Genomic DNA, 19,207 nt, shown 5'->3' with positions numbered 1-19,207 from the left:
TCGTCTCCCGGCCTACTCCTTCCATCCGCCCTTGAAGGGCCCTGCAGCACACTGCGGGGCCCTTCGCGCGTCTCAGAACAGCGGCAGCGACGGATGGATCACGGTGGCCGTCATGATCCCCGCGGCTCGCGCGCGAGACCTGCAGTGGATCGTGCCGTGCGAGAAGTGCCCCGGCGTATGCGGCATGAGCTGCTCCTGGTCTCGCTGCCGACATCCGGGCTTCCGGCAGAGGTCGAGGAAGGCCGCGCACAGCACCTGAGCCCCCGTCTCGCGGAAGACCTGGACGGCGTCGACCATCTCCTGGTTGCGCCGAAAGCCGGCCCCCGCCCCATGAGCCGACCAGTCGGCGGGGAAGGTGCGGATCTCGAAGCCAGCAGCCCGCCACAGGCGCTCGGCCATGGCGTCGGCACCTTCGGGGCAATGCCCGGAGAAGAGCACCGGCCGGGTGACGTTCTTGGGACCCCAGTCGCGCCAGGCGTCGTTGAACGTCTCACACATACTCTTCTCGTCGTTCCAGCTCCGGGAACCTGTGCCGAGGACGACGTGTGAGAACGATTCGGCAATCATTTCAGCAATCATTCGAGTCACCTCTCCCTGTGACTCGGTGGTCTCCACAGCTAGAGTCGAGAGTCAGAGGTCCGGCTCCCAGGCCGCTCGCCGGACGTTCATGATCTGGCGAGTGCCGACGCTTCACGCCTGCCGTCCGGTGTCGGCTTCGATGGTGACCGTGCCCTTATCGGCGTGGAGTTCGACACGGATCTGATCGTCCCCGCACGCCGGCATGAGGTGGACGCTAAACATTCCGCTGTCTGCGCGGGAGATGTGCACGGTGACGACAGTGCGGTCCTCGACGTCGGTGAAGTCGACTTTTCCGATGTCCTCGGCATTGCCGGAGTGCATCGCCTCGGCTACAGCTTTACTGTTCGGCTGCCACAACTGCGGCTCGCAGCGGGCTCCGGTGTCGTAGGGCGAGATTGCGGGCTGGGACTGCGTCATGGTGGTGCCTGCCTTCGTGGACTCGAGTACGGGTGGCGACCATCGAGAGCGGGCCTCGGTGGGGTCCGTGTGATCTCGATGCTCGACCCAGCGCCCGTGCCAGCTTTGCTGGCTGACGATCCGGAAGATCTTGCACGCGTGATCTGTCCCGGATGGATCGCATAGCGAGCCGTCGCACGGGTCGTCCCTTCTCGCCTGAGCCAGGCGCGCAGCGCCAGGCGATCCACCACTGCTGCACTCTTTGCTGCTGTCCTGCTGTCCATATCTGTGGACAACTGGAGCGGGGCAGTGGTGGGGCTTCCCCTCTCAAGCGCAGCGCTGGGCATAGCCGGAGGGAGCGCCAGCGACCGAAGAACCGGCGAGCGAAGCGAGCGGTGGAACCCGTCGGCTATGCCGACTAACACGTCCTCGAAGCGCAGCGGAGAGGCCGAGCGGAGCGAGGGTCCGCAGGACACGTGTTATCAGGTTCCCTTATGCCCTTTTGCTTCCTTGTCGTCGTCCTCGCTGTTCCACGGCTGGAGCGTTAGCGGAAGCCTGGAACATCAAGGGAAACGGTCCGTACCCTCTCGACCCGTACCCCTCTCTCCTTTTCCGCGCAGCGGGGTACGGGTCTGGCTGTTTCGCCTGGTCATTGCACCTTCTGGATGTACTGCTGTTTTGCCGTCCGTGATACGGCTGTACCCCCACGCTGATCTATCCTCGCGAGGCACGAGCGAGGCGGGGGTACGGGTCTGCTCCTGACGGGGCGCAGCCCCGGTTCATCGCTCTGCTGCCGTCAGCGGCACAGCCTTCGCCGCGCAGCGGATCTGTCCTCTGGCGACACCGTCGCTCCGGCTGTGACGGGCGCTTCGCTCCACCGCTGGTTGCGGCGGCGCAGCCGGCCTTGCCTCGTCGCGTGTGCTGGCTGCCCCGACGTGGACCCGCCTTGCTCCGGTCCCGGTCGTTGCTCCGGTGTTGCCTCGCAGCGCGCCGGCACTACTCGCACCGCGTCCGAGGCGGGCGTTGTGCACCGTGTCGACGACGCACGTTCCAGCCCCGGGCTGTGCTCCGTTTCGGGCTTGCACGGCGAGCCCGGGGTGGCGTGGACGCATCAGAAGAAGTCAGGCCCGATCGCTGCGACCAGCTGCTCATCGCGCACAGCGAGCAGCTCCAGCGTCACCGGGCCGTTGTCGTCTTCCTCCAGGGGCTGCTTCCGCAGCAAGGCTTCTGCTCTTCCCCACGGGCCTTACCTGCGGAAGCAAGCCGTTCCTCGCACGCTCGCTGTGTGCGGGGAACCACTCCCCCTTCGCCCCTTCTCCCTCCGCACTCTTCTGCGGGACCACGACGGCCCGGTGACGCCCCCGTACCAACCGTCGCACCAGCGCTCTGCCGGCACCGGCCGACGGCTCACCGGCGGCTGCGCTGCCCGCTCCGCGGGCCTTGTCGTGGCTGCGCTGCCGTGCCTGCCGACGGGCTTCGGCAAGGGGCGCAGACAGGATTCTCGGCCTCGTGAAACAGCGGTGAATCACCGTCCCTCTCGTGTCTCAGAGGTGACTCGATGAGTCACCTCTGAGACACGAGAGGGACACACATAGGACGCGGACCCATGTCGGTATACCTCTTGGATTTCTGCGCACGTCCTCACGGTGTCTCGCGCGCGCCCCGGCAGGGGCGCCCCGGCGTCGCACACAGCACCCTCGGAGGGCTCGTCTGTGCAGGGATACCGGGTGGCGTCTCACAGGAGACACCACCGGGACGCCACTGGGGCTTTATCCGTACTCCAATGCGGCTCCTCGGGATCAGTGCTGTGACCGCGGGCGTCTCGCAGGTGTCCCGCGTGAGCACTTCCGCGTCCTAGATGGGGCGCAGAGGCGCACGGTGCAGGCGGCCTGCGTGCGGCCGCCCCAGGCAGGGGCACGGGGGTGTCTCACAAGTGTCCCAGCCGGTACTTGACAGGTACTCGAATAGTGCCCCCCTTGCGTATCGAATGCGACTTGCGTGGGACTCGATAGGGACTCTAGAGTGAACTTGCATCGGTTCGCATGCGAGGAGAAACGCGAGAGGCGGTGAGTCCATATGGCAGAGCGAGAAACATCCGGCGACCGACCGGATGGGGTGCATGATCGAGTGCCAGGGCGAGGTGAGTGCGATGGCGAATCAGTCGGGTGAGCCTCGCAAGGTCCGCTGGACCGTACCTGCTGCCGACACCTCGGTGATCGAGTGGCTCAATGAGCAGGCGGACATCTCGCAGTCAATTCGACTGCTCATTCGGGAGTCCATTCAGCGAGACGGATACATCGACATCTTCTACAAGCCTGTCGATCAGCTGCCGCGTCGCGGCCGGCCGCCGCTGGAGAGCACCGAGCAGCGCGAGGACGAGGAAACAACAACCGAGCGCCGTCCAGCCGCCCTGCCGGTTCAGCCACAGCCGCAACCCGTGGTCACCGACCACGCCAAGATCGTCGAGACCGCAGCACCAGCGCTGGATTCCCGGCCCGAGCCAGCTCCCGCACCGGTTGAGACGGCCGAGGAGCCCGCGGTAAGCGCCCCCAGCCCACCGCCGGAGCCGCCGAAGCAGGCATCCATCGACGAAATCATGGCGAGTACTCGGCGCTGAGTGACGCGGTGAATTTCATTTTCCAGGCAGACAACACAGACACCGAGGGATCGAATTCATGAGCGCCAACAGCACCGACATCATCACTCTCACCGGCGGTATCGACGTCGGCAACGGCTACGTCAAGGGCGTCATCCAGAACACGAAGCAGGGGACTTTCGACGAGATCGATCTGCCCAGCGCGGTCGTCTCAACTTCCCGCACCTCGCCGAAGGTGCCTCTCCCTGACGCGGATGCGGCCTCCGTACTGGCCGGCGACTTTTACAATCAGATCGACTGCTCGCTCACCACTCCCCTGGTGGCGGCTTCGGACCGCCGGATCTTCGGCCGCGCAGCGCTATCTGTGCGTGGTTCGAAGTTCACCGAGTTCGAGGTGCTGGGCAAACACTCCAAGGCCGATCAGGAGCTGAGCAAGGTTCTGGTCCTGGGCGTCTTCGCCTCGAAGGCCCTGCGCGACTACGTCCGCGAGAACGGCGCGCTGCCCGATCACGAGCTGCGCGTGCAGGTGCGCGCCGGCCTTGCGCTGCCGATCTCCGAGTTCGTCGCGCGCCGTCACGCCTACGCCGCCGAGTTCATCGGCCTGCTGGGCAACTCCGACCCCGCGGTGCACCTGGTGACAATCAAGAACTTCAGCACCCCGGTCTCGGTGCGCCTGCAGTTCGTCGACGTCCAGGTGATGGCCGAGGGTGCCTCTGCGCAGTTCGCCATCACCGACAAAGGCGAGCCGCTGGCCCAGGCTCTTCTCGATGACCTGCGCACGCGCGACGCCTCCCTCGTGGAGGGCGTCTCGGCCTCTGATCTGGTGGCGGTGCAGCACACCATCGGCGTCGACGTCGGCGAGGGCACCGTGAACTTCCCGGTTTTCACCGACGGGCGGTTCAACCCTGAGGCGGCTGCCACGCTCGACGAGGGTTACGGCACCGCGCTGATGAATGCCATGGAGCGCATGAGCGAGTCGGATACCACGCTGCAGTTCTCCTCGCGCAAGCAGCTGGCGGACTTCCTCCACTCGGAGCCGTCGGTGCTGGTGAAGAACCGTCACCAGCGTGCCGCCGGCTTCGTCGAGGACGAGGCCAGCTACCTGGTCGACGAGATCGCCTCCTCCTTCGGCGACGTCCTCTCCCAGGCCGGCGCGACGACTGAGGTCGTCTATGTCTACGGTGGCGGCTCGGGGCCGATCAAGCACCTGCTGCACCCGGCGCTGCTGAAGGCCGCAGGCGACGTGCCCGTGCTTTACCTCGACTCGAGCTACTCGCGGCACCTGAACCGCGAGGGCCTGTACATCGCGGCGCGCCACGTCGAGCAGCAGGCCCTCGCTGCGAAGTCCACGGGCAAGCGCGGTAGGGAGGTGGCCTGATGCGTGAGGCACTGGAGGACTCCTAGAAGGCCGAGGCTGTCGCGTGCCGATGGCCGCACAACGTCACCGCCGGCGGGGACTATCTGCAGGTGGGCCACCATTACCGCGTCACCGACTACCCCCATCCAACAGATCGCTGACATCAAGGGGAAGCCGCAATGACCATTCACGGATACCCGAAGCGGGCCGCGCGCTGCAAGCACGGCGACCACACATTGCGTCAGGACGCTCCCGCCACTGCGTGGGTCGACGCGTTCGGCGGTCGGGAGTGCCCGGACGCACCCAACCCGGACGATGGCCCGATGCCGCCTCACGAACCCGGCTCGGCCATCCTCTCGCCAGCTGTGTGGCCCGAGGCCGTGGTGCCTCGCACCGATCTTGAAGCGCCCACCCTGCCCTACATGCCCGGCTGATTCGCCTCCGCGCTCCACGGGCCTCGTCCCGCTCGACCGGCCCCTGCGCCCCTACGACGTCACCCTCAAGGACGAGTGGGCCGTCATGCCAGAGACGATCCGCTGGCACGCGGCGCGGCTCGGCCTGGACGACGCAGACGTCATCTTCCTCGGCGGCCAGGACTACGCCGGCTGCTTCTGCCGTCTGTCCCGCACCTGCACGCGCCGTTGGCCGACGACAGGGCGACCAGCGCGGTCAGTGCGCGCGAGGCCTGGTGGAAGAAGGCCGCCGCCCTCCACAACGAGCATGCCGCGCGGTGAACGCCCCACCCGGGGGGCCGCCGGGGCTCCAGCAGAACACCACTGTCCGCTCCGAGTCCGTAGGAACGTCATGACTAACCTTTTCGCTCCGCCCATCGATCTCAGTCACCTACCGAACTACCGGCAGGTCGACGCGCGTCCTCGCCGCGCGGTGTTCCTCGGCCGTGTCTCCACCAAGGACCAGCAGAACCCGGCCTCGTCCATCCCGCGGCAGGTGGTCCTCGCCTCCGAACGCCTGGAGGAGGGCGAGGAGTTCGTCGCGTACTTCTGGGACGTCGAATCCGGGATGCTTGCCCCGGAGCTCCGCGGCCTCGGTTCACAGGAGATGTACTCAGCGCTCGCGGTTCCTACTCCTCGGGACGGCGGCCTCCCAGACCTTATCGAGCGGGTCGAACCCTTGGGCGTGACCCACGTCCTGGCCGAGCGCTCCGACCGCATGGCACGCGCCATGCTGACCAGCCTCACCGTGGAGCACGAACTGGAGCGCCTCGGGGCAGAGGTGGTGTACGCCAACGAGCCGGTCGGCGGCACCAAGTCCGGCCAGCTACGCAGCCGCCGCTACGGCCAGGTCGAGGCGGAGGTCTACCGCACCGTCCTGAACGAGATGTCAATGGGCGGGCAGATCCAGCACGCCATCAGCGGCTGGAATCACGGCTATGCGCCGTACCCGTACATCACGCTGCTCGACGAGAACGCCCCGGTACGGGAGAAGGGACGCTTCGGCGCGGATCGGCCGAAGAAAAAGCTCGCTCCGCACCCCGACTGTCGCCGGTTCGACGCCGCCCGGGAGCTGTGCCGCCTCCGGCGCGAGGAGCACCTGAACGGCCCGGACATCGTCGCGATCCTCAAGGCGGAGCCCGACCGGTACCCGATCGAGGGCGAGTGGACCTACAACAGGGTCGAAGGTCTGGTCTCGAACCCAAAGCTGACGGGGCATCAGGTGTACAACCGGCGGGCGAACCGCACAGGCCGCGCCGGGTTCTCGCGACGCAACCCCATTTCCCAGTGGGTGTGGTCGCCGAAGGTCGTACACAAGCCGGTGGTGAGCCTGGAGGAATGGATGCAGGCCCAGGAGGTCACCGCGGGAATGCGAGCGGGTGTCGAAGGCGGCCCGCTGCTGCGGATCCGGGCCGAGGCCTCCCGGCTCGGGTTCACCGTCACCGCGGTCAGCAGCAGCGCCACGCACACGCTGTACCGGATCGGGAACCGGCAGATCGTCCTGCCCTCCCCGATGCCGGACACGCTCGTCCAGCAGGTCATCGAGGACATGGGGAGCACGGCGTGAGCGAGACCATCGAGGGCCAGGCCCACCGGCGCGGCCGGACCTGGACGACGCACCTTGCCGAGCACGGGGTGTGGGCACACGGGCGGACGCTGAGGGCGACCGAAGCGAACGCCGTGCAGGGGCTCGAACTCGTCGGCGTATGCACCGAAGTAACGCTCATCCCGGTGACACCGGAGCTGGAGACGCTCCGGGCCGCCGACGACGCACGCGAACAGGCCCTGCGTGCCGCGGTGCACGCTCTGGCTCTGCGGCGTACCACGCGGCGTGACATCGCCCTGGCAACACGGGCACCGGCCTGGCAGGTGAAACAGATCCTCGCCGAGCAGGCGAAGAAGGGCGACTCACAGCCTCCTGCGGAATCAGCCACGACAGCCGAGGGCACCGTATGACTCACGTACGCTCGTACGGGCTCCTCCGGCCCGCCGCTGAAGATACCTGGAACCTGCACGTCTTTCCCTTCGATCCGAAGGTCCACCGTGTCGTCCGGACCTCCGAGGCTCCGGTTGTTGTGGTGCCGGGCGCATGAGCGGCTACCGGGAGATCGTGAACCTGTTGGCGGCGAACACCGGCGCGAAGCGGATGAGCGAAGTCTTCGACAACTTCGTTGAGATGGCGGCGCTGGCTCTGCGCAACGCCGTGGACGTCTGCCGGAGCGAGGCCTGGGAAGCGCGCGAAGGCCAGTACCTCCAGATCGCCGGCCGCTACAGCAGAACAGAGCTGGACCGCTTCGCGTACGCCCTAGCGCTGGTGACTGCGGAGATGGAGAGCGACCCCTGCGACGTACTCGGTCGCCTCTACATGGAGTTGGAACTCGGCAACGAACGTCTCGGCCAGTACTTCACACCCTACGACGTCGCTCGGCTGATGGCCGAGATACAGATCGACTCGGTGGCCGAGCAGGTGCAGAGGGACAGCTTCGCCAATGTGTATGAACCCAGCTGCGGCGCGGGCGCGTTCATGGTTGCTCTGTCGCAGGCGATGCTCGAGCGCGGCCTGAACCCACAGACGCAGCTGCATGTGACGGCGGAGGACATAGCACCGCAGGCCATGCACATGATCTACGTCCATCTGACGCTGCTGCACATCCCCGCGGAGGTGCGCCGTCGCGATGTCCTCACGCTGGAGACCTTCGACGCGTGGCCCACTCCCGCTCATGTCCTAGGCGGTTGGAGCCGGAAGCTCAGGCTGACCCGGGCAGTCAATGGATCACGACGGCTGATCACCGTGTCACCTCCTGAGACCACCGAAAAACCCGCTGCTGCTCTGGAGGTACAACGATGACGATCACGCAAGGACGAACCGATCTTTCTGACGCCGAGAGCGACGACGCTTCGGTGTGGCGTGGGAAGGAGCCGGCAGCCGATTCGTGCCCGGCGTGCCAGCACGGGGAAGTCCGCTCTGGACGTTGCGGCGGATGTGCCGCAGCCATCGGTGCCGAAGCGGCGGCGGCCGCTCTGGAAGGCATGGCCAAGAACGCGCGAACCCTAGTGCACGCGGCAGAGCAGCTGGGCTGGGACGTGCGCGCGGAGCGCCGCTGGACCGGCCGTCTGTGGGTGCACGCCGTGGTGCTCTCCGGGCTCGTGATGGTGCGCGCCGGTGCCGAGGAGACCGAGCACATGTGCGCGTGGAACGAGGCGACGGGCAAGTTCGTGGCATCTGCCTCAACGGGCGGGTTCAAGGCCGTGCGCGAGGCTCTCAAGGCCGTGCGCGTCGTCTCACGTGAGCACGAAGGCACGGGCCGGACGGTGTGGGGGCGCAATGCCGCGGAGTGGGTTCGGCAGATGGGCGGCGCCGTGTCCAGGGTGAGTGCCGCCCTGTGCGACTCGCGGGACGCGTTCAACGCGCTCGACGGCTCCACGCCAACGGGTGCGAGGGCGGTAGAGCTGGCCTCCGCCGCCTACGCGGAAGCCAAGACGTCGGAGCGGTCGGCCACCGACGCTGTGAAGGCGGCGCGGGCGTGGCTGGCCGAGACCAACGGCGACGACGCTCGGGGGTGTGCGTCGTGGCGGCGTGTGGTCGTGCTGGCCGGGCAGCACGTCAAGGAAGCCGGGGAGGCGATCACGGACGCCGTGGCCCGCGCGGAGCGGGAGGCGCTCGCCGCTCCGATCATTCAGGAGGCTCAGGAACGGCTGAATGCCGAGGAGGCCGACTGGCGCAGGCGGCTTGCCGCGTCGGGCCGGGAGCCGTCGGCGCGCGGGTATGCCGGGCTGATCGTGATGTTCGAGGACTCCTCGCGAGCCTGGTGTGCCTGGTTCGACGGCTACACCGATTACGACGGCGTGAAGCACGCCGGGCAGGGTGACCCGACGCGGTCGTTCGTGGAGCAGTACGACACCTGGGGAAAGTCGCAGCACTCGGACCGCTCGGTTCACTCCCCCTCGCGGTACACGTCCGCCTCACTGATCGCCGGTGACCGTGTCGACGCCGCCGCGGTGGCGTTCACGCTGGCCGTGGTCGACCAGAACGAGGGGCGCGGCGCTGAGATGCTGCGGAACGCGGCGGCCGCCGTCCGGAAGAACCCCCAGGGATTCGGAACCGCCAACGACCGTAAGCACCTGGCCGATTGGTCCAAGTACCCGCACATCAGCTACGGGGAGCCGACCCGGCTTGCCGAGCACGCCCCCGCCGAGTGGGCGGCGCTCGAGACCGCTCAGACCGCGTACAACGGCGTTCGGGACCTCCGCAACGCCTTGTACTGGGATGCGTACTACGCGGGCGAGCGGGCGAACGCGCGGGCGGCGGCCGACCGTGCCGGGCTGGCCGGGCGAGATGACGCCCGCGCGGAGCGCGCGGAGTCCGGCCGTGCAGCGTCCGAATGGGCGGCAGCTGTGGAGCGGCTGACGACGGCCCGTGTCCGCGTGAATGCGGCTGTGACGCTCGCCGCCGGTGATGTGGAGCGGGCGCAGGCGTGCGGGGACCGTGTTCGGGAGGGTGACGCGCTCGCTGAGGACGTATGGTCGGCCGTCCGCTTCTGTGAAGAGGCGCACGACGACGTGAACCGGGCGAAGCGGGACGCCGCCCACTATGCGGAGTCGGCAGAGATCTACCGCGAGGCGGGCGCCCTGTCGGACTACGTGGCCGAGTGCGCGCGCATGGAGGATGCCGCCGCCCGTGCCGAAGCCGGGCGTGAAGAAACGCTGAACCTGTACGGGTGCGCGTTCGATGATGCCGCGAAGGCCGAGGAGGCCCGGCACGCCGCGTGTGCCGCGCTGCCCGCAGAGGAGCGAACGGCGGCCGTCGCTGCTGAGGTGACGGACTTCAAGCCGTGGGGTGTCGGGCTGCGCCTGGTGTGCGCGTGCGGCGCCGTTCACGCGCCGACTGTGCCAGTGGTCGACGGCGACGGCGTGCACGTCGGCGCCCTGGTGAACGCCACCGACCGGATGGTCAGCAACATGCTGAAGGCGGCCGGGCTCCGTGCTGCGGTCGGCCCTGATCAGTGGTCGCGTGGGGTGCTGTTGGGCTCGGCCGACGGCGCCGAGGCGTGCCACGGCTGGCGTATCCCGGTTGAGGCCGCGCCGCTTACCACGCACTGCCAGGGTGCGGGGTGACGGTGGCGGACGGTTCGGAGTGGCACGCTATGTGCAAGCCGGGAGCCGGGCTCGATACCGAGTCCGCTGCCAAGGACGCGGAGCGCTCCGCCGAGGCCAGCGACCGCAAGGCGGCCGAGAAATGCGCGGGGGGCGCGTCCGACCACGCGTCGGCAGCCAGCGAAGCCGTCACCGCGACGGACGCCGCCGAAGAGAAGGAGCGGGCCAACGAGGCCACCCGTAAGGCTGTCCCTGCTCTCGCCGAACTCGTCGACCCGGGAGCGGCGGAGAGCGACGCGGCCCCGGATGCGGGTGCCCCCATCCGGCTGGCTCTGCCTGCTGGGGGGCAGGTGACGGCGCCGTACGACGCCACGCGGATCATGACCGCTCTCGGCTGGTGCGCCGCGTTCGTGGACACGGTGCGGCTGGCTGTCGCTCGTGGCCTGAGGGTCGACGGTTCCGGGTTCCGTGCGGTCGGCGCGGACGGCCGTACAGGGCGGCGGGTCAAGGGTGAGCGAGTGCGGTTACTCGCTCGCTGCGGATACCTCGCGCGTCATGCCTCGGGTCTGGTCGTGGCGACGGAGGACGGACACGAGGCGCTCAGGCTCGTCGAGACTGCCGGGCCGGGCGTGCTGCGCGATGAGGCTGACGTCATGGCGTCGGTTCGCAAGGCCCGCCGCGCCCGCCAGTGGGACAGCCACGCAGGGCAGGACGCGCACGCCTTGCCGGTGCTCCCCGGGGGCGGTGAGGAACGCCGCCGCCTGGCCGTCGCCCGCAAGGGCGCGGAGCGGGCGGCCGTCGAGGCGGAGAGGACGCGCAAGCGCACCGAGGCGCTGATGCGGCGGGCGCGGATCCGGGACCGCCGGGAGGCCCGGCGTGAGGCGGCCCGGGAGGCTGAGGCCAGGGCGCCGCGCCGGTGCTGCCGGGGAGTGTGGCCGATGGAGTGGCGGTGCGGGGAGTGCCGGGAGCTGGCAGCGCGGGGGATCGGGGACTTCCCCGCTCTCCCGCCAGGCAGCACGAACACGAACGCACAGCCGAACAGCAGCGACACGGAAGGACTCGGGGGCACGGTGGGTACGCAGCGGATCATGGTGAAGCGGATCACTGACGGCTGGTGGCACGCGATCACGCGCGGCGAGGCGTACACGGTGGTTCATGAGGATCGCGAGGTGTGGCCGTGGGTGATCGTCACCCCGAACGGCGACCGGATCGGTAGCCCGTCCGTGATCGACGGCGAGCTTTTCGTTGAAGATGCCTGGGGCATCGTCCGCAGGCACGCCGACGGTGAGCCGGTCGCGCCCCCGGTCGCTGCCTCCGCCCCCGAGCCGGCCGCGACCGACGACGGTAGGGCCCCCGAGCCGATGGCCGTTGGTGAGGCGTACACCGGTGAGGCGTTCGCCCGAGCCGCCGCGTTCGACCTGGCAGAGACCCGATGGGGTGTCGAATGCACCCGGCACGCCCCCGTGACTGTGTGGGTGGACAAGTTCGGCGACGGAACCGAGTACGAGAGCGCGGCGATGCAGTTCGACAACCGGGCCGACGCCGAACTCGCCGCCCAGCTGCACGCCGACGACCACGCGCGCCGTGATGAGGGCGTGGTCACACCGGCCGAGATCGAGCAGGCCGCTGCCCTCAGCTTCTCCCGCGACCAATGGCGGGCGCTGGGCTGGATCCGTGAGGGCAAGGTCAGGGAGACGCGCGGGGGGTTTAAGGCGTACGACGTCAGCCCGGACCGCGCCGACGTGTCGGCCCGTATCAAGCGGGACCGTGTCCCGGCGCTGTGGTCGGCCGGGTACGTGAAGGTGAGCGCCGTGGCGCCGGGCGTGCGCGCCTTCGGCCTCACGGAGGATGGGGAGCAGGCTTACCGCCTGTGGTCCCGGGTGATGAAGGCCGAGGCCGTCACCGAGCCGGAGAACGACACCGAGCGCGACGACGTGAAGGGGCAGCCGTACCGGCTGCTGTCTGCTCGTCAGTACTGGCCGGGGGAAACCCCGGTGGACGAGGAAGCCGAGAAGGCCGAGAAGGCGGCGGCCGAGGAGAAGGCGGCCCGCCTCGATGGCGAGTCCAAGCGGCTTCCGGCGGAAGCGGTCACGCTGATCTCCCAGGCCGAGAAGTCCGGCCGGTGGACCTCGCGCACCCTGGTCCACCCCGCGAGTGCAGCCGTGGTGCAAGCCCACGACGTGAACGAGGAGCGCGGCCGGGTCGTGCGGATGCTGTGGAAGTGGACACCGGACGGCTGGGAGTTCTCCACGGGCGGCACGCTCGACGGAAAGGGGGACCGAACCGAACTCAAGGCAATGTCCGAGGCCCGCGCGTGGGTACTCGACGCTGCGACGTTCGCGGGCGACGACGTCACCCCCGACGAGGACAACGACCAGGCCGACGGCGGCGAACCCCTCCATGTCTCCCGCGAGTTCTTACCCACCGCCACCCCGGGCACCGATGCCGAGATCATCGAGATTGCCGCTGCTGGTCTGCTGTGGCAGCGCGACGGCGACAAGTTCGCGCACGCCGGACGCATGGTCCGCCCCGCGCGGGTGCTGCCGCTGATCGAGGCCGGGACGCTCTACCGCTCGGCTGATGGGCGCGTCTACCCCGTCAAGGACAACCAGGTCGAAGAGGCCGAGCGCTCCGACAGGGCCGCCCAGGTCGAGGACCACGCGAAGGAGAAGGCAGAGAACTGAGCATGGAAATCAGCAAGCTCACATCCGGGGCCGTTGAAGCCCTCCAGCACCGTGAATCCACCGGCAAGGCCGTCATCTCCGCTCCGCCTGGTCCGGGCCACCCGCGGGTCACAGCGGCTCCTGGGCATGACGCTGCAAGGGACCACCGGGAAGCCTGCTGATGCTCTGGAGGTGCAGCGATGACCATCACGCAGGAACGAACTCCTCTCCCCGACTTCGCCAGCGACGCCGCGCCGCGCCGCGATGCATCGGCAAGGTCCCCGAGATCTTCTTCAAGGCAGGTACGACGGTCGACACCCGGTGTGGTTCAGGTCGTAGGCACACGCAGGGCCGTGGAAAAGGAGACCCCACCGTCGGAGCAAGTGCTCCGGGCGGTGGGGCCTTCGCTGCACTGTCTGCGGCATCAGAGCGGGAAGTGAAAAAGGAAGCCCTCCCCGCAGCGGAGCCTGACGCTCTGCCGGGGGAGGGCCTCCGGTGTGACACTGACCGTCAGCTGTGGTGTGCGCGAATGGCCATCAGCAACTCGCCGAGCATGTTCGTGCCTGGGACCTGCTCGTGCTTCGGACAAAAGCACGAGCCCCAGAACTGGTCATGCCAGTGATTCGTCTCGACGAGCATCAGGTCACCGGTGGCGACGAGCCGCTGGCTCAGGCCGGGGACAGCGAACTTGGCCATGAGCACACGCTGCATGGCCCAGACGCGCATTCCGGTGTTCCAGCCGGGGCGCAGCGTCACCCGGCGGCCCCGCCCCTTGCTTTCGCCGGGAGTCGGAGCACTGAGCACGTGGTTCTGCTCAGCGGGATCGAGGGTCTTCAGCGCGTTGAATGCGTGTTCACCGGAGGCAGCTTCGCGTCCCAGCTGCGGGACGAAGAAGGGCGCCTCATCAAAGTTCGAGAGGAATCCGAGGCTATCGGTGAACATCGGCATCTGACTGTATTGGGCCACGGTGGTCACTCCTGACGTCTCATGGGTTCATACCTGCGAGTCGTCTCCCGTATCAGCTGTGCTGATTACAGAGCGGCAGGAGTCCAGAAATTCAGGGAAGCAAGAGAAGGACCCCCCTGATGCCGGGGCACCAGGGGGGTCCTTGTAAAGATTTGGCGTCAGTGAGTTCTCTGGGGCAGTCGCAGCCCGTCCATACCCAGAGCATCCGAGTGGAAGCTGACTTCCATGGCGACCAGCCCGTCGACGATCTGCTGGGCCGCTTCGCCGAGCTCGTGCACGGCGTCGCGGTTGTACTTCCCGAGGATCTGCTCTACGCCATGCGACTGCGTGATCTGCAGGTTCAGACGCACGCAGCCGTCCGCTTCGCAGACCGCAGCAAACACATCCAGCTCCAGCTCGTCGGCGTACCCACCGATGCAGTTGTTGAGCATCGCACCCCAGCGGGAGAGCGTCTCGGCATCACGGGCGACGACGAGGCTCAGACCGGGAGCTGCTTCCCGACCATCCAGCAGTGCGGCCGTCTGCAGTGCCCACTGGTGACGCTGGGCCTGCTTCGCGATCCGCTCGAGGCGGCGGGCCTCTTCGCGTGCGTAGCGCTCACGATCGCGGGCAGCCATCAGCTCGCGCCGACGGTTCTCGATCAGACCCAACGCCTGCTCGCGGAACGCCTCGTCCTTCCAGAGCTCCCAGTCGGCGACCTGGGCTGTGCCCTCGGGAAGCAGCCGGATCTCGCGGTTGTAGTGCTCCATCTCGCGAAGCGCGTAGATCTCCTCCTGTATGACGCGCTGGGCCGTGCGGCCCCGGGGGTCGTGCCAGCGCTCGATTGTGGGCAGGTCCCGGACCAGGTGCTCAAGGTGACGGGAGCCGCGGACCCGGCGCTGCCCGCGGGCAGCGATGATCTCCGGAAGGAGGTCGAGGTCACGGGTGACGGCCAAACGGTGAGCCGTGCAGTCGGCTGCATCGGCCAGCGTGCGCCGTGCCTGGTGGACGGGCTCCTTCAGGATCCGTCGCAGCACCGGCTGTGGGGTCCGGCGCAGGATCGAGCGGATGCCTCGTCGCTGCAGGGATGTGAGCGGCGGTTGGTGCATCAGGCTGCGGCCGCTGGCTGCTTCCGTGGTGCGCATGGCGTCGATGAGCCAGTCCACGGGCACCAGCCCGCGGAACATGGCGAACCAGTTCAGGGTGCTGATGTCCAGACGCTCAACCTCGCGGGCCATTGGCCTGCGGTAGGCGCGCACGCCGAACAGGTTCTTCGCGACCTGCGCATGGTCGTGGGCATCGAGATAGGGCAGATAGGCGGCGGCCGGACGAGCCTGCCGGCTGTCCTTGAGCAGCGGGAAGCGGTCGTTCCAGCTCGGCAGCTCGCCGATGTGTTCGCGGATCGCGGCGATCGCCTGGTCCACGGCGTTGTCGACTCCCCCGGGCTCCGGTCCTTCGAGCCGGCGGGCCTGCTGGTTGTCGCGCATCCACTGCTGCAGTGTCCCGGACAGCCCGTGGATCCAGGACTCGACCATGATCTCGGAGAAGACATGGCGGGTGGTGGATTTGCCGGTGCGGCGGTCGATCTCGCGCAGGACGACGAGGTCCTTCTTCGTGCGGGCCATCGACGTGAGCCTCTCGGAGGTCCAGTAGTGGAATGCTTTGCCCGAGGCGCGCATGCGGTGCACGCGCCTGTAGAGCGAGACGGCGACGGACGTCCGGCCGTCAGGTAGCGCCCGCGCCAGGATCCTCAGGCTGATGCCGGAGATCGCACCTTCGACTGCGCCGGCACCCTGCTCGGCAAGGGTGTCGTCGACATACTTGATGTAGAGCAGGGCGTGCTCGGTCCGCTCGGGCATGGCGGTCTCCCCCGGGAAGAAGTGATGGATTCGGCAGAGAGACCCCCGGCGCTGCCTTGCAGCGCACTGCCCGCGTCTCTTCCGCCTCCCTCTCCCTCAACTCGCCCCCCCCTGTCGGTCCATTCGGGATTTGCCTGTCGATTCGAGGCCACGTCATCCGAAAGACCTGCTGCGGATCTCCTTCCGGCAGCGGCGTGGCTGCATCATTCGGTGGTCACGGTCAGTCGATGCCGATGCCGGGGCACCACACGCCGCGCCGTTCGTGCCACTCGTGGGAGTCGTGGTAATCGTCGTGACCGCACGGTTGGCGCCCGTTCTCCTCGTCGGCCGGTTCCCTGTTGGGTCCGGCGAGGTTTCGGCGGAGTACGATCACTCGGTCGGGGTCGAGCTCCAGCCAGTACGGGCGCCGCTCCTCGTCGGACATGAGGACGATCACGTTGTCGTCGTCGCCCCACAGGACGTCGTCCAGGCCCCAGCGGAGATGCGTCGGGTCGTCGGCGGTCGCGAGGTCCTCGGCGGTCGGGGCTGCGGGCGGCATGAGTCCGGCGGTGACGGCAGCGCCCAGCCATAACTCGGCCTCGCTAACGAGGAACTGACGGGTGCTTGGAAGGAGTTCGTCCCAGGATTCGGCGACGGTCGGCCCGTAGCCGTTGCGGTAGCGGGACTCGGCGAACTGGATGGCTCGGGGATCGGTGCTGTTCATCAGAGGCTCCACAAGGTCACTGCGCGGGACTGCGCCGTCTAGCTCCGACTCGATGGCCAGGGCCTGGCGTACGGCATCGGCGCCGGCGTCGGTGCGGATACCGACGGCGCGCAGTGACTTGCACGGCCACGGCACCTGACCGCCGATCGTGTGCTCGCTGCTCCGGCACTCCGGCCGGTGCGTTCCCTTGCAGACCTTCGGCGTCGCGCAGCACCCGTGCCGGGGGTTGGCCGTCTTCGGGTGCAGGGCGAGCATCGCGCCCTGGAGGCGGAGCGCGCCCACCACGGCGGCGGCCCGGACCGCGTCCTCGTGGACGTCAGGGAGCGCATTCGCCTCCTCGTGGAACATGGGCCCGCCCAGTTCGTCGGCCTGGTCGTCCAGCCGCAGAGCGGAGATGAGGATGGCGTCGTGGGTCTTGGAGTCGGCCGTGTCCGGCAGGTTCAGTTCCGTGCGGCGCAGGAACTTCGCGGCCCGGCGCAAGGCGGGGATGTCCTTCGGCGTGAATTCGACTGTGCCCATCGGCGTCCTTACTTTGAAGGTGGGTTGATTCCGGCCACTCGTAGGATCGGGAGACCCAGGAATGCCCGGTGTGGCACACAGGCGGCCTCGTCGGTCCGCTGGTGGCTGAGCCGATGCCGACGACTGGCTCGTGCGTGAGATTCACGGCGACCTGGTCGTACATCAGGGCGCTGTTGAGCCGAACGGAATGCGTGGGCCACGTTCGTCGGGGTGTTCACACTGCTCGCCGTTCCAGAACTGCCAGGTGACGGTGTCGGGGTACTGGTCGTCCAACTCGCTGACGATCTGGACGAGGAACGGTGAAGCAGGGTCAGTGCGCAGGCCCAGCCACAGTGGCGGGATGGTCGAGCGAACAAGGATGCCGTTGAAGCCGTCGATGTCGATGCCGCAGGTCGTCCATGGCCCGGACACCGGCGGGAGACATCCGCATCGGGGGCTCAGCGAGGGTCCCATCGATGTTGTTGTCGACTGTTGCCGTTCGCCATGGTCGGGGCAGTGATGGCCGCCCCCGGCGCGAGGCTGTCCGCGTCTAGGCGCACAAGGGGGCAAGGTGCAGTGCGATCATGCCCGCCGCATCACTCGCGGCCCCGAAGTTCCGGCCCCAGCCGTGCCTCCACCAGCTCGGCCGCCATCGGCTCCTGCGCGTCAGTGGGCGGCGTCGACCAGCTGACCGGTGACGTCCACGGCCGGACCGACAGCGATCAGTTCGACGGTGTCTTTGACGCACATCCCGTACGCCCAGAACTCGGGGTTCTCGCCCTTCGGCGGCACCGTATAGACGCGCAGGGAGCGGGTCTGTCGGTCGAACGCTACCTTCCACACGTGCCGCTCATCGCCTCGGATGCGGATCCGGTAGCCGGAGCGCAGCTTACGGGCAGGGACGGGGCCGGGCTCGACGTCGGCGGCCGCCGCGGGCTGGTGGGGCAGCGCGGTGAGGGTGCGGCGGACCTCGACGGGCCGGTACTCCCCGCCGGGCTCGGACAGAGCCTTGATGTCGTCGATGGTCTCCTGCGCCTCGTCCAGGGTCTTCGCCGCATGCGGGGTGTACAGGTGCTGCCACTCGCCGCCATGCTGGCGGGTCTGGAGGGTGTAGGTGACCTCCTCGTGGAGGACTTCCCGGGGCTGGGTGGCGAAGAATGCCTTGGCAGCCGCAGCGCTCTCCTCCATGGTGGGCAGAACCGGGGATACAGACGTCTCGTCCACGACGCGGAGGGTGTCGGTGAACACCGGGATCAGGCCGGTGCCGTCGCTCAGTGCGGTCCTGCGGCGGTTGACCAGCCACGGCGTGCGGTCCACGCGGACGGTGATGGTCTTCGGCTCCCCGTTGACCGTCGCGGTCTTCGCCTCGACCAGGTCACCGGCGTGGACATGCACGGGCATCGGGGTCCAGCCGTCGGGGGTGACCGGCTCCTCGGCAATTTCGGTGATGGGCCGCCAGGCCAACACACAGAACACCGACTTCGACTCGATCCGCCAACCGGCCGTGCTCAGCTTGTCGGCGGCGATCTGGAGTTCGACCTTGAAGGGGTTGCCGTTGTGGTCGCGGATGCGGCCAGCGAACACCCAGTAGACGTCGACCCGGCCATGACCGCGGGGCTCGACCATGAAGCCGCGGACGTCGGCGCCCTCCTCCGGGTCAAAGTGGTTGGTCAGCTCGGCGAGCTTGAGGTTGTCCAGGGCTTGGATGGCGGCGCGGGCGTCGGAGTGGTCGGCGTGCCTGGGCAGGGAGCCCTTCGTGGTGCCGGCGTGGGTGACGATGACGCCCTCGATCGGCTCCCGAGCCGACGCGGTGGTGATGCCCTGGGCGACCTGGAGGGCGGTGAGGACTTCCATGCCCCTGTCGGTCAGGGCGGAGTTGACGGGGTGCATCATGCCGCGGTCGACGAGCGCCTTTTCGGAGCGGGGGCCGCAGTTGAGGATCTGGCGGTTCCTGCCGCTGTAGATCGCGCGGACCATCGGCTCGGTGAGTTGGTACTGCTTCATGACGGCGCGCATGGCGTCGGTGATGTCCACGAGGGTGCTCCTTCGGGGGTGTTGGGGTGGG

Annotated in this window: 14 protein-coding genes; 7 read left to right on the top strand and 7 right to left on the bottom strand. The window is 68.2% G+C overall.

The window, feature by feature from the left end; genetic code table 11:
* Positions 1-72: 72 nt before the first annotated feature.
* On the bottom strand, positions 73-615 hold the full coding sequence (locus ACFUPX_RS07950) for an SLOG family protein (protein WP_383317792.1): 543 nt from the start codon (positions 613-615) through the stop codon (positions 73-75).
* A 75-nt stretch (positions 616-690) separates the two neighbouring features.
* Complete coding sequence (locus ACFUPX_RS07945; RefSeq protein ID WP_383317789.1) at positions 691-996, bottom strand: hypothetical protein; 306 nt, start codon at positions 994-996, stop codon at positions 691-693.
* Positions 997-3,124: 2,128 nt separating this feature from the next.
* Here ACFUPX_RS07945 and ACFUPX_RS07940 point away from each other — a divergent pair.
* The 7 genes from ACFUPX_RS07940 to ACFUPX_RS07910 all read left to right on the top strand — a co-directional run bounded on the left by ACFUPX_RS07940 (position 3,125) and on the right by ACFUPX_RS07910 (position 13,158).
* Positions 3,125-3,592 (top strand): hypothetical protein, encoded by a 468-nt coding sequence (locus tag ACFUPX_RS07940; RefSeq protein ID WP_383317786.1) that lies wholly within the window; start codon positions 3,125-3,127, stop codon positions 3,590-3,592.
* Between the two features lie 58 nt (positions 3,593-3,650).
* Entirely contained in the window at positions 3,651-4,949 is a 1,299-nt protein-coding gene (locus ACFUPX_RS07935; RefSeq protein ID WP_383317783.1) for a hypothetical protein, read from the top strand.
* 783 nt (positions 4,950-5,732) lie between these two features.
* Entirely contained in the window at positions 5,733-6,947 is a 1,215-nt protein-coding gene (locus ACFUPX_RS07930; protein ID WP_383317781.1) for a recombinase family protein, read from the top strand.
* Positions 6,944-7,336 carry a hypothetical protein gene (locus ACFUPX_RS07925; RefSeq protein WP_383317778.1) on the top strand — a complete coding sequence of 131 codons (393 nt, stop codon included), beginning with the start codon at positions 6,944-6,946 and terminating at the stop codon, positions 7,334-7,336. Before ACFUPX_RS07930 ends, ACFUPX_RS07925 begins: the two co-directional genes overlap by 4 nt.
* A gap of 133 nt (positions 7,337-7,469) precedes the next feature.
* Positions 7,470-8,228 carry an N-6 DNA methylase gene (locus ACFUPX_RS07920; protein ID WP_383317775.1) on the top strand — a complete coding sequence of 253 codons (759 nt, stop codon included), beginning with the start codon at positions 7,470-7,472 and terminating at the stop codon, positions 8,226-8,228.
* The gene (locus ACFUPX_RS07915; RefSeq protein ID WP_383317772.1) at positions 8,225-10,495 is read left to right on the top strand and encodes a hypothetical protein; all 2,271 of its coding nucleotides are present in this window, start codon (positions 8,225-8,227) and stop codon (positions 10,493-10,495) included. The genes ACFUPX_RS07920 and ACFUPX_RS07915 overlap by 4 nt, the downstream gene beginning before the upstream one ends.
* A 29-nt stretch (positions 10,496-10,524) precedes the next feature.
* Complete coding sequence (locus ACFUPX_RS07910) at positions 10,525-13,158, top strand: hypothetical protein (protein ID WP_383317769.1); 2,634 nt, start codon at positions 10,525-10,527, stop codon at positions 13,156-13,158.
* 489 nt (positions 13,159-13,647) lie between these two features.
* On the opposite strand, the gene ACFUPX_RS07905 is transcribed toward ACFUPX_RS07910, so the two are convergent.
* From ACFUPX_RS07905 to ACFUPX_RS07885, 5 genes are all read right to left on the bottom strand, one after another.
* Positions 13,648-14,103: an NADAR family protein gene (locus ACFUPX_RS07905; protein WP_383317767.1), complete on the bottom strand. Its 456-nt coding sequence runs from the start codon at positions 14,101-14,103 to the stop codon at positions 13,648-13,650.
* Between the two features lie 158 nt (positions 14,104-14,261).
* A complete protein-coding gene (locus ACFUPX_RS07900; protein ID WP_383317764.1) occupies positions 14,262-15,941 on the bottom strand; it encodes a hypothetical protein in 1,680 nt (559 codons plus the stop codon).
* A 220-nt stretch (positions 15,942-16,161) separates the two neighbouring features.
* The gene (locus tag ACFUPX_RS07895; RefSeq protein WP_383317761.1) at positions 16,162-17,163 is read right to left on the bottom strand and encodes a hypothetical protein; all 1,002 of its coding nucleotides are present in this window, start codon (positions 17,161-17,163) and stop codon (positions 16,162-16,164) included.
* A gap of 162 nt (positions 17,164-17,325) precedes the next feature.
* Positions 17,326-17,574: a hypothetical protein gene (locus ACFUPX_RS07890; RefSeq protein WP_383317758.1), complete on the bottom strand. Its 249-nt coding sequence runs from the start codon at positions 17,572-17,574 to the stop codon at positions 17,326-17,328.
* Between the two features lie 234 nt (positions 17,575-17,808).
* Entirely contained in the window at positions 17,809-19,176 is a 1,368-nt protein-coding gene (locus ACFUPX_RS07885) for a hypothetical protein (protein ID WP_383317756.1), read from the bottom strand.
* Positions 19,177-19,207: the final 31 nt, after the last annotated feature.

Origin of the sequence: Streptomyces sp. NPDC057302, assembly GCF_042667685.1 — a bacterium.
Taxonomy (GTDB): Bacteria; Actinomycetota; Actinomycetes; order Streptomycetales; family Streptomycetaceae; genus Streptomyces.
Note: the sequence above shows the minus strand (reverse complement) of the source record. Positions and strands in the feature narration are given on the sequence as shown.

Coding starts and splice junctions, on each gene's coding strand:
- ACFUPX_RS07945 (WP_383317789.1), bottom strand. CDS start 996: ATGACGCAGTCCCAGCCCGCAATCTCGCCCTACGACACCGGAGCCCGC.
- ACFUPX_RS07940 (WP_383317786.1), top strand. CDS start 3,125: ATGGCGAATCAGTCGGGTGAGCCTCGCAAGGTCCGCTGGACCGTACCT.
- ACFUPX_RS07935 (WP_383317783.1), top strand. CDS start 3,651: ATGAGCGCCAACAGCACCGACATCATCACTCTCACCGGCGGTATCGAC.
- ACFUPX_RS07930 (WP_383317781.1), top strand. CDS start 5,733: ATGACTAACCTTTTCGCTCCGCCCATCGATCTCAGTCACCTACCGAAC.
- ACFUPX_RS07920 (WP_383317775.1), top strand. CDS start 7,470: ATGAGCGGCTACCGGGAGATCGTGAACCTGTTGGCGGCGAACACCGGC.
- ACFUPX_RS07915 (WP_383317772.1), top strand. CDS start 8,225: ATGACGATCACGCAAGGACGAACCGATCTTTCTGACGCCGAGAGCGAC.
- ACFUPX_RS07910 (WP_383317769.1), top strand. CDS start 10,525: ATGTGCAAGCCGGGAGCCGGGCTCGATACCGAGTCCGCTGCCAAGGAC.
- ACFUPX_RS07900 (WP_383317764.1), bottom strand. CDS start 15,941: ATGCCCGAGCGGACCGAGCACGCCCTGCTCTACATCAAGTATGTCGAC.
- ACFUPX_RS07895 (WP_383317761.1), bottom strand. CDS start 17,163: ATGGGCACAGTCGAATTCACGCCGAAGGACATCCCCGCCTTGCGCCGG.